Here is a 13,165-nt window from a genome sequence, read left to right on the forward strand (position 1 = left end):
CTTCGCTGGTGCTGGCCTTGTCCCTGTTTTTCGTGATGGCCCGGGCGGATACCGTGCCGCCGGACATCAGCTCCATGCAGGTCACGCGTACCGACGAGGGGGTGTTTCTCTCGGCCAATCTGCAGTTCGAGCTGCCTGGCCAGGTTGAAGATGCCCTGCGTCAGGGCATTCCCATGTATTTCATTGCCGAAGCCCAGGTACAGCGCGAGCGCTGGTACTGGTCCGATCAGCAATTGGGCGTCGCCACCCGCTATTACCGCATTACGCACCAGCCACTGACCAGGCGCTGGCGTTTGCATATCTCCAATTCCGCCTTCACCGGCGGCAGCGGCACCGGACTGGCGCTGGGCCAGTCCTACGAGCAGCTGGAGGATGCCATCGCAGCCATTCAACGCATTTACCGCTGGAAGATTCTGGAGTCCGGCCAGCTCGGCTCCACTTCAGGCGTCTCGGTGCAACTGCGCTTTCGCATAGATCTGTCGTCCCTGCCCAGACCTTTACAGATTGGGGCGCTGGGGCGCTCGGGCTGGAATCTGCAACTGTCGCGCACACAGACGCTGGAGGCTGCTCCCTGATGGCTGACTTCAAGCTCCTGGATGGCGAAGCCAGCGGCTCCTCTGCCGCGCGCTGGTCGCGCGCCACGCGCTGGGCCGTTGGCACGGGCGTGGCGCTGATGGTGGTGGTGGGGGTGCTGCTGCTGTTCCTGCTGACCCTGGCCACGAATAACCGGCTGGCCTATGAGCGCAACTACAACTGGCTGTTTGCCGCCAATGTCGTTGTGGCCGGATTGCTGCTGCTGGTACTGTTCTGGGGCGGCTTGCGCCTGGCTCTGCGGCTCAGGCGCGGGCGTTTTGGCAGCAAGCTGTTGCTCAAGCTGGCGGGCATCTTCACCTTGGTGGGTTTGCTGCCGGGCTTGTTGATCTATGTGGTGTCCTACCAGTTTGTTTCGCGCTCGATAGAGAGCTGGTTTGACGTCAAGGTCGAGGGGGCCTTGTCTGCGGGTGTGAGCCTGGCCAGTGCCACACTGGATACCGTGGCCAATGACATGGCCAACAACACGCGCACGGCAGGCCTTCAGCTCTCTCAGACCTCGGATGCCGGTGCGGCACTGATGCTGGAGCGCATCCGAGATCAGATCGGTGCCTCCGATGTGGTGCTCTGGAATGCATCAGGCAAGGCCATTGCAAGTGCCGGTCAGTCTCAGTTCAGCCTGGCGCCGGAGCGGCCCAACACCCAGCTGCTGCGCAGCTTGAGGGAGCAGGGCGGTCAGCGTGCCGTGGCCAGCATCGAAGGCCTGGATGATGCCGGTGACGTGCCTGCCGATCAGGCTGCGGCCAACGCCAAGGTGCGCACACTGGCGCTGGTGCCCAGCTCGGCCGTGAATCTGTTGGAGGAGGCTCGTTATCTGCAGGCCACGATTCCCCTGCCGCAAGCCCTGGTCAGCAATGCCCTGGCCGTGCAGGAGGCCAATCGCGAATACCAGGAGCGAGCACTGGCTCGCGGTGGGTTGCAGCGCATGTATATCGGCACTCTGACGCTGGCGCTGTTTCTGGCCGTGTTTGGTGCCGTGGTGCTGGCCGTGGTGCTGGGCAATCAGCTGGCCAAGCCATTGCTGTTGCTGGCCCAGGGCATGCGCGATGTGGCGCGTGGAGATTTGCGTCCCAAGCCTGCGCTGCAAAGCAAGGACGAGATTGGCGGGCTGACGCGCTCTTTTGCCGTCATGACCCAGCAACTGGCCGATGCACGCTCCGATGCCAACCGCAATCTGCTGCAACTCGATGCTGCGCGCAGCAATCTGCAGACCATTCTGGACAACCTTACTTCGGGCGTCATCGTGCTCGATCGCTCCGGGCGCATCGTCCTCAGCAATCCCGGTGCAACACGCATTCTGCGTGCGCCCATGGCGGTGTTCCAGGGCAAGCGTCTGCGCGATGTCTCGGGTCTGCAGGACTTCGCGCGCGTGGTGCAGGAGCAGTTCGAGATTTTCCTGGGCGATGCTTCGGCCGAGCAGGGGCGCGACCGCTGGCAGCAGGTCTATGAGCTGGACGGTGGCAGCGGCAATGGCGATGTGGTGCATAACACCACCAGCCTCGTCATGCGTGGTGCGGAGCTGCCCGATGACCAGCGTCTGCTGGTGTTCGATGATATTTCGGAGATCGTCTCGGCCCAGCGTGCACAGGCCTGGGGCGAGGTTGCGCGCCGCGTGGCGCATGAGATCAAGAATCCGTTGACGCCGATTCAGCTGTCTGCGGAGCGTCTGGCGATGAAGCTGACCGACAAGCTGCAGCCTGCGGAGCAGGCGCTGCTGGCAAAATCGGTCAAGACTATCGTCGACCAGGTGGGCGCCATGAAGCGTCTGGTCGATGAGTTTCGTGAGTACGCACGTTTGCCGGCAGCCAATCTGCAAGCGCTGGATCTGAATGCACTGATCGCAGAGGTGCTGCAGCTCTATGGCGAAGAGAATGCGACGGTGCGTGTGGAGGCATCGCTTGACGAAGCCTGTCCGCTGATTCAGGGCGATAGCCAGCAATTGCGCCAGGTCATCCACAATCTTTTGCAAAATGCGCAAGATTCCACGGCGCAAAGAGCGCAGGAAACAGGGCAGACTCCGGGCTCCGTCACCATCGAAACCCGCTGGATGGACACGGCCCAGCGTGTGCGCCTGAGCATCAGCGACAGTGGCACAGGTTTTGCTCCCAATATTCTTCAAAGAGCTTTCGAGCCCTATGTGACCACCAAGTCCCGCGGCACAGGTCTGGGTCTGGCCGTGGTCAAGAAAATCGCCGACGAGCATGGCGCAAGAGTGGACCTGGGTAATCGAGAGGAAGACGGGGTAGTGCAAGGCGCGCGAGTGTCGCTATCATTTGTACCTAACGACCGTGCGGGGGCGGCTTGATCCCGTTCTGCACAAGGCATAGCAACAGGCTTTAGACACATGGCAAACATACTAGTGGTCGACGACGAACTGGGGATCCGGGATTTGTTGTCGGAAATCCTCAACGACGAAGGTCATAGTGTGGACGTGGCGGAGAACGCCACGCAGGCACGCGTATCCAGGGCAACCCACAACTACGATCTGGTGCTGCTGGACATCTGGATGCCGGATACCGACGGCGTCACCTTGCTCAAGGAATGGGCCACGGCCGGCCAGCTCACCATGCCCGTCATCATGATGAGCGGTCATGCGACCATCGAAACGGCCGTCGAGGCCACGCGCATCGGTGCACTGTCCTTCCTCGAAAAGCCCATCACCATGCAGAAGCTGCTCAAGGCGGTGGAGCAGGGGTTGGCGCGCAGCACGGCCAGCCAGGGCGCGGAAACTGCAGCGCATGCCAGCAACGGCACGGCGCCATCGGCCGTGGTCAGCATCACAGCCCAGGCGGCGGAAGACAACCTGCCCAATTCGCACCAGGGCTTCGATCTTGACCGTCCCTTGCGCGAGGCGCGCGACGGCTTTGAAAAAGCCTATTTCGAATTCCACCTGGCCCGCGAAGGCGGCTCCATGACGCGCGTGGCCGAGAAGACCGGCCTGGAGCGCACCCACCTGTATCGCAAGCTGCGTCAGCTGGGCGTGGACCTCGGACGCAATCGCCGCGGATAATTTCCAAAAAAAATCGCAGTTTTCGACTTTGGGTCGAAAAGTGTGCCTATAATCGTGGCTTCGGCACTCCAGAGTGTTGATAAAGGCCCGGTAGCTCAGTCGGTAGAGCAGAGGATTGAAAATCCTTGTGTCGGCGGTTCGATTCCGTCCCAGGCCACCACACATGAAGCCCTAGATCAGAAATGATCTAGGGCTTTTCTGTTCGCGCCTGAGGAAAAGAATCCTTGGCTCCCGGTGCAATGCCAGGGACCTGGGGTGGTCTACACTGCTACACATTTTGTGGTGGCTTATGCTGCAGGTTTCGTGCAAGCTTTGAGCACAGAGGCGGTGAGGGTGCTGACGTACCCCCGTTTTCAGTAGCATTGGGCTTTGGAGTCCGGGGATTAATTCAACGGGTCTTGCATCAGCCTTTGAGCATATGCCGCCGGGCTCAGTTCGTCGACGGCCTTCTTTGGCCGTTCCTCGTTGTATTCCCGGCGCCAAGCCTCGACGATCACGAGGGCATGTGCCAAGCTGGTGAACCAATGTTCGTTCAGGCATTCCTCTCTGAAGTGGCCGTTGAACGATTCGATGTAGGCGTTCTGGTTGGGCTTGCCAGGCTCAATGAGTAACAACTGAACACCCCTGGCGTGGGCCCAGTTCAGCATGGCTCGACCGCAGAACTCCTTGCCGTAGTAAATGCATAGTAGTTGTCAGTTCGGATCGCTTTGGGCAGTCCCCTTGTGATGGCGAGTTGATCCACGACGCGCACCAACTGGTTGCCCCCCATTGCTCGCTCGGCCACGATGGCTACCGCCTCGTGGGTCGCGTCATCGACTACCGTCAGGCTCTTGATGCTGCGTCCTTCGGCCGTGCGGTCAAAGACAAAGTCCATCGACCACACTTGATTGGCTGTCATCGGACGCTGTAGCGGGTGGCGATCGGCCAGCGGGATCTTTTTGCGTTCGCGTTTCCTTACCTGCAAACCAGCCTCGGCGTACAGGCGGTTCACCCGTTTGTGGTTGACGATCTCGCCAGCTTGCCTGAGCTTGAGATAGATCATGCCGGCGCCGTAACGGCGATGGCGTGGCGCCAGAGCGATGATCTTGTCCTTCAAGGCACCGTTTCGGTCTTCAGCGGGCTTGTAGCGGTAGGCGCTGGCGCTCATGCCGATGACGAGCAGTGAGCGGCGTTCGCTGAGTCCACAGCTCATCATGTGGCGCACCGACTCGCGCCGTGCAGGTGCGCTCACCACTTTTTTCTCAAGGCTTCTTTCGTCACCTCGTTCTCCAGCATGGACTCGGCCAGCAGCCGCTTGAGACGGGCGTTTTCAAGCTCTAGCTCCTTGAGCCGTTTCGCGTCCGAGACGGTCATGGCGCCGAACTTGTTACGCCAGAGGTAGTAGCTGGCCTCAGAGAAAACGTGCCGGCGGCACAGCTCTGCCACTGGCAGTCCAGATTCCGCTTCTCGCAGGAAGCCAAAGATCTGTTCTTCTGTAAATCTCTTTTTCACGTCCAATCTCCTGTCTTCGGGATTGGACTCCAGAGTCAGACGCTACTCAAATCCGGGAGGCGTCGGTCCAGTCTTGCCTTACCTGATGCGGTTCTGAGGATTCAAACGTCGGGCATCCGTGGCAAAGTTCATAAAAGCGCGACGATCACTTGGTGCGCCCGGAATTACAAGAAATACACTTCCCTTCAATGGGGAGATGCGGTGAGAGGCGTTTGTGACAAGCATCTGATCGATGCTTGCACTGCAGCCTCGTCAATCACCAGCGGCGTACCCGGCGCCTGCGGGCCAGGTGTAATCACGACCTGCTCGACTTGGCCTGTGTAGGCGAAAACTCCCAACCCTGCGCACCGTGCACTCACTGGCATTCTTCTGCTCTGCCCGATGGATAGGCCCCCTGAAGGAATTCGCACCATAGTGGGTGAAAAATCTGTTTCTTGGCAGATAGGTTGCCCGTTAAGCTGTACTTGGCCGATACCCTGGCGATTGCCCTTGGCCGAGTAGCGGAGCTCAAAGTGTTGCACTCCCGGGTGTAGCGGTATTGGGGCAATTTCTGTGGGCTTGAACCACCACTGGTAGACGAAGTGAAGTTCCCCATTAAGGACGAAGAGGCTGATGCCGCAAAACGGATCTCCAATGGAGAAAATTATCCCTTTGTCCCCAGCCTGCCAGTGGAAAGCTGTGCTCAGCAGGTAGTCGCGATCCGCAATCATGGGCGAGATGACCGTCGGAGGTATCCAGCGTGCGCTAGGCAGAAATTCCCGGCGCTGATTCAATGATGCCAGCTCGTGCGGAGGTACCGAAACTGCTCGGACATCATCCCGATTGTCCAGTGGGTAGACATAGTTTGCAGTGGCATCTGTTTCGAACTCCGCAGCGAGCCGCGACACCACATCGGGATGCTGCTGCGAAAGATCCTTGATCTCCGCCGGGTCGCTCTCGATGTCAAACAGCATCCACTGATCTAGGTTCATCTGCTGTCGAGGTGGCTGCAGCGAAACGATCTTCCAGCGACCGCTGATGTAGCCGCGGTTGGCCTGTAGTTCGTAGTACTGCCGCTGTCGCTTTTGCTCGACGCCTTCATTGTTCATCATGTCGGCGAAGCTGGTGCCATCCATGCCCCGCGTACGTAGGCCGTTGAAAGTCTCCGGGTAGGATGCGCCAGTAACGTCCAGCACCGTGGGCAGAAGATCGGTGACGTGTACCCACTGGTGGCGAATTTTTCCCTGGTGGTGCTTGATTTTCTTGGGCCAGTGCACAACCAGCGGTACCCGGATACCGCCCGCCATGGGGGTACGCTTGTAAAAGCGAAATGGCGTGTTGCTCACCTGAGTCCATCCGCTTGGATAGGCTCCATATGTGTCCGCGCTGCCCATGCGGCAGGAGTCGAGCAACTGCTTGACCACCTCTTGATCCTCGGGTAGACCCGCGCGTCGCCCCTGAAGATTGAGTACCCCTTCAGGACCACCAATGGAGTTGGCGCCGTTATCAGAGGTGACTATGACCAGCGTGTTGTCGAGTTGCCCGGAGGATTCGAGAAGCCGTAGAACCTTGCCGATGTTCTGATCTGCGTTGTTCACGAGGGCTGCATATACCTCCATGTGGCGCGTAAAGTACTTTTTTTGCCCTGCATCCAGCGTGTCCCACGGTGGGATGCCTGGATTGAGAGAGGCAAAACCAAAACGGTCATCAATCAGTCCAAGAGAGCGCTGGCGCTCGAAACGTGCGCGGCGCGCCTGCTCCCAGCCGTCGTCGTAGAGGCCTGCATTGCGGGCTAGGTCATCCGGCTTGGCTTGCAATGGCGTATGAGGGCTCTGTAGCGCGAGATAGAGAAAGAATGGTTTCCCGGGGGCGTTGGAATGGTGTTCACTCAGCCACGAAAGAGCACGGTCGGTGTAATCGTCCGGTGCAAAGTAGCCGGGAGCGAACGTGTCTGCGGAGGCGGGTTCATTGCCCTCCATCATTCGGTCAGGGTGGAAGTAGCTGGTCTCCGCCCCCAGAAATCCATAGAAGCGGTCGAAGCCTCGTTGCAGGGGCCAGGAACGTAGGTCGCCGCCGGGCCGGGCGTTGGCGTCATAGGTGTTGTGCCATTTGCCTGCGGCGTAGGTCGCGTATCCCTGTGCACGCAGCAGTTCTGCCATGGTTGGAGAGTCCTGGCTCATCTCCCCTTTGTAGCCAGGGTAGCCAGGATCATTGTGTGTCAACCATCCGCAGCCCACGCTGTGCGGATTCTTTCCGGTCAGCAAGGCTGCGCGTGCAGGGGTGCACATGGGAACCGTCGTGTAGCCGCTGAAGCGCAGTCCACCGGCTGCCAAGCGATCCACATGAGGAGTTGCTATCTCACCGCCAAAGCAGCCGAAGTCCGAATAACCCAAGTCGTCCAGCAGAATGACCAGAACATTGGGTACATCCTTTGCCGCCCGTTTGGGCGTCTGCCAATGGGGGGTCGAGTTTGCGAGTGTGTGTCCAATATGTCCCGCGAAGAATGATGCTGGGTCGCCTGCAAGCTCAGCGTCGAGGGTAGTCGCCATGCGTTTCTCCGTTCCAATTCCAGATGAATGATGGTGTCGACCATACGAGTCGTACACCTAGAAAACTGTCAAGAATTCGACATTGCAGCGCAGACCTCAGATGGGCCAGCCATCCTAGCCCCATGGAGGCAGATTTGTCTGAAGTTTGACAGTCCTCGATGGACCTCGTTCGTAGCATCCATCGCTCATGCAACAACCATGGAGAGACAAACGCAATTTCGATGGAGTGTGCCCTTACTGATGCCGATGCTTGTGTTCCCTGTTGCAGCCGCAGTGGCCCAGACGACAAGCAGTTCATTGACGCTCTATGGTCGGACCACTGCCGCGGTGGATTACAGAACGGATCAGGCGAGCGGTAAAGGTTCTGTGAATCTGGCCAACAGCACATTCTCTCCATCGAACTTTGGTCTTCGAGGTGTGGAAGACTTGGGTGGTGGCATGCGCGCAATGTTCTGCCTGGAGAGTGGCATCGCCATCGACACCGGGGCACCAGTCAATGCTGCCAAGTTCTGGAATTGCGAATCCCCCGTGGGGCTGGCACTGAACAGTGTGGTTCTGCTCACGTTGGGGCGCCAACTTCACGCAGGGCCGGAGCGTGTCGCTCAATCCCTGGATGTCACAACGTATCCGGATCGGGCTTGGAGGTGACACCATTGGTTGCGTTTGGCGTAAACAAGTTTGCACAGAACGACGTTCGCGCAGATGACAGCATCAAATTGCGCCTCCAAGGTCCGAAGGGGCTAGGTTTGGGTTTGAGCGCTGCATTGAAAAACAGTTCGGGACGCAGTCAGCCCTTTGATTTGGTCCAGGTCACGCCGCAGTGTACGGTGGTGGTCTGGGCGGTGAAATACAAAGGACCAGAGGCGGCTGGCAATGGCATGATTTCGGAACACATCGCTTACGGTGTTGGTGGACATGTGCCGATCGGACCGAGGCGCGTGTACGCGCACTACGTCGTTGCTACCATGGATCCACTATAGGCGAGTCAGGTCGAATCCCGAAATCAGATTCCTCATCTTGGTGTTGCGTGGGCGGCGAGTCCCTGCGTTACGCTTAAGTTTGCGCTCTACCCTGACAGAGGAAAATCCTTGGACGGCGTGGAGGGCAGGGATGGGACTAAGAACTCCTATGTCTTGTCGGGTGACTATGCGATCTCGAAGCGCACGAGCTTGAATGTGGGTGTGTTCACTAATCAGTTCCAGAAGGGCTGCCGGCTGGAGCCCATCAACATCGCCGCGCTGTAAGGGGACTCCAGCGCGTCTTCTACCTTCGGCATCGGTATCGGAATTAGCCACCGTTTCTGAGGACCACAAGGCCGGCGCTGCCTCGATGCTCATCCCTGGGCGATGGCTTTCAGTCCGGCCTTGTTCGTGATGCTCAGGGCTGCATAGGACAGGCTGATGACGCCGGATGCTTCTAACTGCCGGAGGGCAAAATTGATGCGCTGCCGGCTCAGGCCCAGCCAGTCGGCAAGGTCAGACTGAGACAGTTTGACGTCGAGAAGGATACGGTCTCCGTCTTGTTTTCCGTGCAGGTCAGCCAGGATCTCCAGCATTGAGGCCACACGACTTTCAAGAGGCACGCCAGAGTCTATGGAGAGCCGCGCCATTGTCAGCCGGTAGCGGAAGGCGATCTGTTTTTCGAATGCCTGGACCAAGATGGGGTGACGTGTACGCAAGGCCTGCAAATCCTCAATCGCCCAGCCATAGACGAGCGATTCTCCCCGTGAGGAGAGGTCGTTGGAGTAGGTGCCCCCATCGATGACGCAAACAAGTCCGAAGAAGTCGCCGGGCAAGACCAAGCCCAGCAGATGCCGGTGTCCATTGCTACGCAGTGACACGCTCTCCAGCAAGCCATCGAGCAGCAACCAGGCGCGAGTGGGTTTGTCTCCTCGTCGACCCAGGTACTCGCCACGCTGAAGCTGGCGTGCGCGCCCCAAGGCCAGCATTTCTTCGATGAGGGCCTTCGAGCAATCCCGGAAACCAAGTGCCTGAGTCATACAGGCGTGCGCTTGCTCAGTAACGTTATTGGTCGATTCGAGAGGCATTGTCGAATTTTTGACAGTGGCGATCACGTGATAGGCGAAGACTACAGCTGTTGATTCTATGACGGTGACACAGAGTCACCTAGCAGGAGATCTATGACTGTTTCCACACACTTGATGCCGAATCCTCCGGGAGGGCCTAGTGCTTCTTCGATGCTTTCGGCATTGCAGAACGAAGGCGTGACGCATGCTGTCACCGTCCCGGATTTTGTGCAGTTTGCCCTTCATGAGCGGATTGCGGACCAAGCCTGCGGCATCCGGAATGTTTTCGCAGCAACTGAGGATCAAGCGCTGACCACGGCTGCCGGCCTGTATCTGGGCGGGAGAACTCCCGTGGTCATGCTGCAGAACCAGGGCCTCTACAAGGGCTTCAACTCCCTTCGGGCCGTGTGTCTGGATGCGGGTATCCCCCTCGTGATTTTGGCCGGGCAGTTTGGCCGGGAGGTAGACAACTTTACCAAGCCCATGACCCAGTCGCGTCGCAGCATGGTGAGGTTAATGCAACCTTTTCTGGATGCCATCGGATTTCGCTATTGGACGATTGAAGAGGATTCGGACGTCGCCGCGATCGCACAAGCCTATACACACGCGCGCCAAGCTCAGACCGCTGCTGTGGTTTTGGTCGGACGCCACATCACTTGGAACTGACGCGGAGTCGACGCCTTATGAATAACCATCTTCCGACGCTGGCCCTTGGTAGCGTCATGGCCGAATTGATCCAGGCAAGGGCTGTTCTTGAGCCGAACGCGGTGCTGGTCGCCACCATGTCTTCGATGCTGGTACTTGATGAGCTGGGCGAGACGCATCGCCGGATCGACTCCGTTCCGCTGATGGGCGGGGCCGCAGGACTGGGGCTTGGCATCGCTTTGAGCCGGCCTGACGTGCCTGTGGTCGTGCTCGACGGCGATGCGAGCCTCTTGATGGAGCTTGGCAGCCTGGCCACGGTAGCCCGCAATCAGCCTAACCGTTACCTGCATGTCGTCATCAACAACCAAGTGCAGTTCAATGGCATAACTAATCTCCCGGTCGTGGCGACAGAGCCGAGTGTGGATTTCACCGCAATGGCACTCGCCGCCGGGTACCAGAGTGCGGAGCGAATTGACAGCTTTGCTGCATGGAAGGATGCGCTTCCCCGGCTGCTTTCGGCGAAGGGAGCAAGCTTTGTTGAATTGTGCGTTCGCCCTGATGCACGTCGAGTCGGGGCGCAGCAGCCGCAGCCAATTCTTCCTGATATTCAGTTTGTACGCATGCGCATGGCAGCACGCAAGCTGATGGTGGAGCTGGCATGAACCGCGACACATTCGACTACATTGTTGTGGGGGCAGGGTCTGCAGGCGCTGCAGCTGCGGCTCGGCTTTCCGAGAACCCTGACCTGAGGGTGCTCCTTCTCGATGCTGGTCCACCCGATGGCAATATATGGAGCAAGATTCCGCTAGGCGTCGGTACGGTGCTGGGTAGAGGTATCTACCTGCGCAACTTTCACACAGAGCCCGATCCGCAGCTCAATGGGCGTCAGATCTACTGGCCGCGCGGCTGGGTTCTTGGCGGATCGTCGACAGTCAACGGGATGATCTGGGTGCACGGGACGCCGCATCTGTATGACGAATGGGCGGCAGACGGTTGTCCTGGTTGGGCCTATGCAGACCTCCTGCCGTGGTTTCGGCGCATCGAAAGTTTTGGCCGAGGTGATGACAGATTCCGCGGGCATGAAGGTCCCGTGACGATCACGGAGTTCTCTCCGGTGGATCCTCTGGCCAACGCCTTTCTGGATGCTCTCGAGGCTTCTGGCGTCGGACGCCGTGTCGCAGACTACAACGCGGGCGGATTCGGCGGCAGTCATTTGCAGTTCAATACCCGGAGAGGCGTGCGCTGCAATACGCGCATGGCATACCTGGACCCAGCCCAATCGCGCGCGAATCTGCAAGTGCTTCCAAACACCTTGGTCACACGTTTGCTCTTGCAAGAAAAGAGGGCGGTCGGAGTTCAGGCACTCCATGAGGGTAGGGAAGTCAAGCTCTACGCAAAGCATGAGGTTATCCTTTGCGGTGGCACCTTCAATTCGACACAGCTGCTTGAACTGTCAGGCATAGGCCGACGCGAGGTGCTGGAAGCTGTGGGAGTGCCGGTAGTGCTGGAGTTGCCGATGGTGGGTGAGAACCTGTCGGAGCATGTCTATAGTCCCATGGTCTATCGCACCCAAAAAGGGGTGAGCTGGAATAGGCCGCTGAACAGCGTCCTCGGCAAGGCTAGGTGGGGGGCACGCTGGTTGCTCAGGCGTGATGGGCCGCTGTCCACCAACTCAATCACTGCGCAGGCCTTTGTGGCCGAAGATGGACAGGGCACGAATGCCGATCTGAAGCTGCAGGTCCAGCAAGTGAGCTCATCGAATAACCGCGCCAAAGGTGCGATGGTCCTGGATGATTTTGAGGGAGTAACCTTGGCCTCCTTTCAAATTCGTCCGCATTCGCGTGGTACTTGCCATATCGCCAGCAGAGACCCTCAAGGGGATCCTCGTTTGGTTGCCAACCACTTTACTGATGCGCGTGACATCGACGCTTGCTTGAATGCGCTCAGGCTCTCGCGCCGGATGGCAGCCGCTGCTCCGCTGTCTCATTGGATTGAGGAGGAGCTTCGTCCAGGCCCGAACGGCGCCAGCGACGAAGCGTTACTGGCCTATCTGCGTGCCACGGGAGCGACCGCCTATCACCCGGTGGGGACTTGTCGAATCGGCTCGGATGCAGCGCAGTCCGTCGTGGATCCACAATTGCGTGTACACGGGATGAGTGGCCTGCGCGTGGCTGATGGATCCGTCATGCCCACTATTGCATCGACCAACACCAACGCGATATGCACGGTCATAGGCGAGCGTGTCGCGGAGTTCATTCGGCAGCAGCGTATGTAGTGCGCTTAGAACCACATGAAGCCCTCTCAGGATCACGCCATGAACCACCCCCGGCTCAAACAATACCCATCTAACATCCCTGCCCATGTCGATGTGAGGTCTTTCCCGTCGCTGGTCGCATTGCTGGAGCAAGCCTTGAACAGCATGCTGCGCGTGCCGCTATAACCAGCTTGGGTAAGACAGCGTCGTTCGCGGAACTGGACCTGATGTGTCATTGAATCCCTGGAGGCTTTGATAGGTGGTCATATTGATTTTGCGGCTGCGCTACTCGGACCTTTGGCTTTGCATATACGTCCTGGAAAAATGCGCGCCCTGGCAGTATTCGCAGGTCGGCGAATGCTTCGGGCTGAAATGCCCCGGCGGGGCAGGAAGCGGAAAAAATATGCCTATAATCGCAGCTTCGGCAAATTCAAGTTGCTGGACAGCAAAGGCCCGGTAGCTCAGTCGGTAGAGCAGAGGATTGAAAATCCTTGTGTCGGCGGTTCGATTCCGTCCCAGGCCACCAGACATGAAGCCCCAGATCAGCAATGATCTGGGGCTTTTCTCATTGCCGCCTCGAATGTCAGCAATGGGCATGGGTACTGGGCAGCAGAAAGCAG

The 13,165-nt window shown here is 58.7% G+C and carries 11 protein-coding genes, 2 tRNA genes and 1 pseudogene; 11 read left to right on the forward strand and 3 right to left on the reverse strand.

Going from position 1 to position 13,165, the window contains the following annotated elements; translation table 11 throughout:
- The first annotated feature begins 35 nt into the window (after positions 1-35).
- The 4 genes from F0P97_RS01985 to F0P97_RS02000 all read left to right on the forward strand — a co-directional run bounded on the left by F0P97_RS01985 (position 36) and on the right by F0P97_RS02000 (position 3,761).
- Positions 36-575: a DUF4390 domain-containing protein gene (locus F0P97_RS01985; RefSeq protein ID WP_182287075.1), complete on the forward strand. Its 540-nt coding sequence runs from the start codon at positions 36-38 to the stop codon at positions 573-575.
- On the forward strand, positions 575-2,896 hold the full coding sequence (locus F0P97_RS01990; protein ID WP_182285407.1) for a sensor histidine kinase: 2,322 nt from the start codon (positions 575-577) through the stop codon (positions 2,894-2,896). Before F0P97_RS01985 ends, F0P97_RS01990 begins: the two co-directional genes overlap by 1 nt.
- A 39-nt stretch (positions 2,897-2,935) precedes the next feature.
- A complete protein-coding gene (locus tag F0P97_RS01995) occupies positions 2,936-3,601 on the forward strand; it encodes a response regulator (protein WP_182285408.1) in 666 nt (221 codons plus the stop codon).
- 84 nt (positions 3,602-3,685) lie between these two features.
- Positions 3,686-3,761 (forward strand) — tRNA-Phe (locus F0P97_RS02000).
- A gap of 223 nt (positions 3,762-3,984) precedes the next feature.
- Here F0P97_RS02000 and F0P97_RS02005 read toward each other — a convergent pair.
- Together F0P97_RS02005 and F0P97_RS02010 are read right to left on the reverse strand one after the other, a co-directional pair.
- Positions 3,985-5,092 (reverse strand): annotated as a pseudogene (locus F0P97_RS02005) (IS3 family transposase).
- Positions 5,093-5,277: 185 nt separating this feature from the next.
- The gene (locus F0P97_RS02010) at positions 5,278-7,620 is read right to left on the reverse strand and encodes an arylsulfatase (RefSeq protein WP_182285409.1); all 2,343 of its coding nucleotides are present in this window, start codon (positions 7,618-7,620) and stop codon (positions 5,278-5,280) included.
- A 240-nt stretch (positions 7,621-7,860) separates the two neighbouring features.
- Here F0P97_RS02010 and F0P97_RS02015 point away from each other — a divergent pair, with 240 nt between their 5' ends.
- On the forward strand, positions 7,861-8,268 hold the full coding sequence (locus F0P97_RS02015; protein WP_182285410.1) for a porin: 408 nt from the start codon (positions 7,861-7,863) through the stop codon (positions 8,266-8,268).
- A gap of 440 nt (positions 8,269-8,708) precedes the next feature.
- Positions 8,709-8,864, forward strand: coding sequence for a hypothetical protein (locus tag F0P97_RS02020; RefSeq protein WP_182285411.1), 156 nt, complete (start codon positions 8,709-8,711; stop codon positions 8,862-8,864).
- Between the two features lie 89 nt (positions 8,865-8,953).
- Here F0P97_RS02020 and F0P97_RS02025 read toward each other — a convergent pair whose 3' ends face one another.
- Positions 8,954-9,619 carry a Crp/Fnr family transcriptional regulator gene (locus F0P97_RS02025; protein WP_182285412.1) on the reverse strand — a complete coding sequence of 222 codons (666 nt, stop codon included), beginning with the start codon at positions 9,617-9,619 and terminating at the stop codon, positions 8,954-8,956.
- Between the two features lie 141 nt (positions 9,620-9,760).
- Here F0P97_RS02025 and F0P97_RS02030 point away from each other — a divergent pair, with 141 nt between their 5' ends.
- The 5 genes from F0P97_RS02030 (at position 9,761) to F0P97_RS02045 (ending at position 13,071) form a co-directional block, all read left to right on the forward strand.
- A complete protein-coding gene (locus tag F0P97_RS02030) occupies positions 9,761-10,312 on the forward strand; it encodes a thiamine pyrophosphate-binding protein (protein ID WP_232538092.1) in 552 nt (183 codons plus the stop codon).
- Positions 10,313-10,329: 17 nt separating this feature from the next.
- Positions 10,330-10,953, forward strand: a complete 624-nt coding sequence (locus F0P97_RS02035) for a thiamine pyrophosphate-dependent enzyme (protein ID WP_232538093.1) — start codon at positions 10,330-10,332, stop codon at positions 10,951-10,953.
- Positions 10,950-12,566 (forward strand): GMC family oxidoreductase, encoded by a 1,617-nt coding sequence (locus tag F0P97_RS02040; RefSeq protein WP_182285413.1) that lies wholly within the window; start codon positions 10,950-10,952, stop codon positions 12,564-12,566. The genes F0P97_RS02035 and F0P97_RS02040 overlap by 4 nt, the downstream gene beginning before the upstream one ends.
- A gap of 39 nt (positions 12,567-12,605) precedes the next feature.
- Positions 12,606-12,731 carry a hypothetical protein gene (locus F0P97_RS27790; protein WP_269780105.1) on the forward strand — a complete coding sequence of 42 codons (126 nt, stop codon included), beginning with the start codon at positions 12,606-12,608 and terminating at the stop codon, positions 12,729-12,731.
- A 264-nt stretch (positions 12,732-12,995) separates the two neighbouring features.
- Positions 12,996-13,071, forward strand: a tRNA-Phe gene (locus F0P97_RS02045).
- Positions 13,072-13,165: the final 94 nt, after the last annotated feature.

Source organism: Comamonas testosteroni, assembly GCF_014076415.1.
GTDB classification, from domain to species: Bacteria; Pseudomonadota; Gammaproteobacteria; order Burkholderiales; family Burkholderiaceae_C; genus Comamonas; species Comamonas testosteroni_F.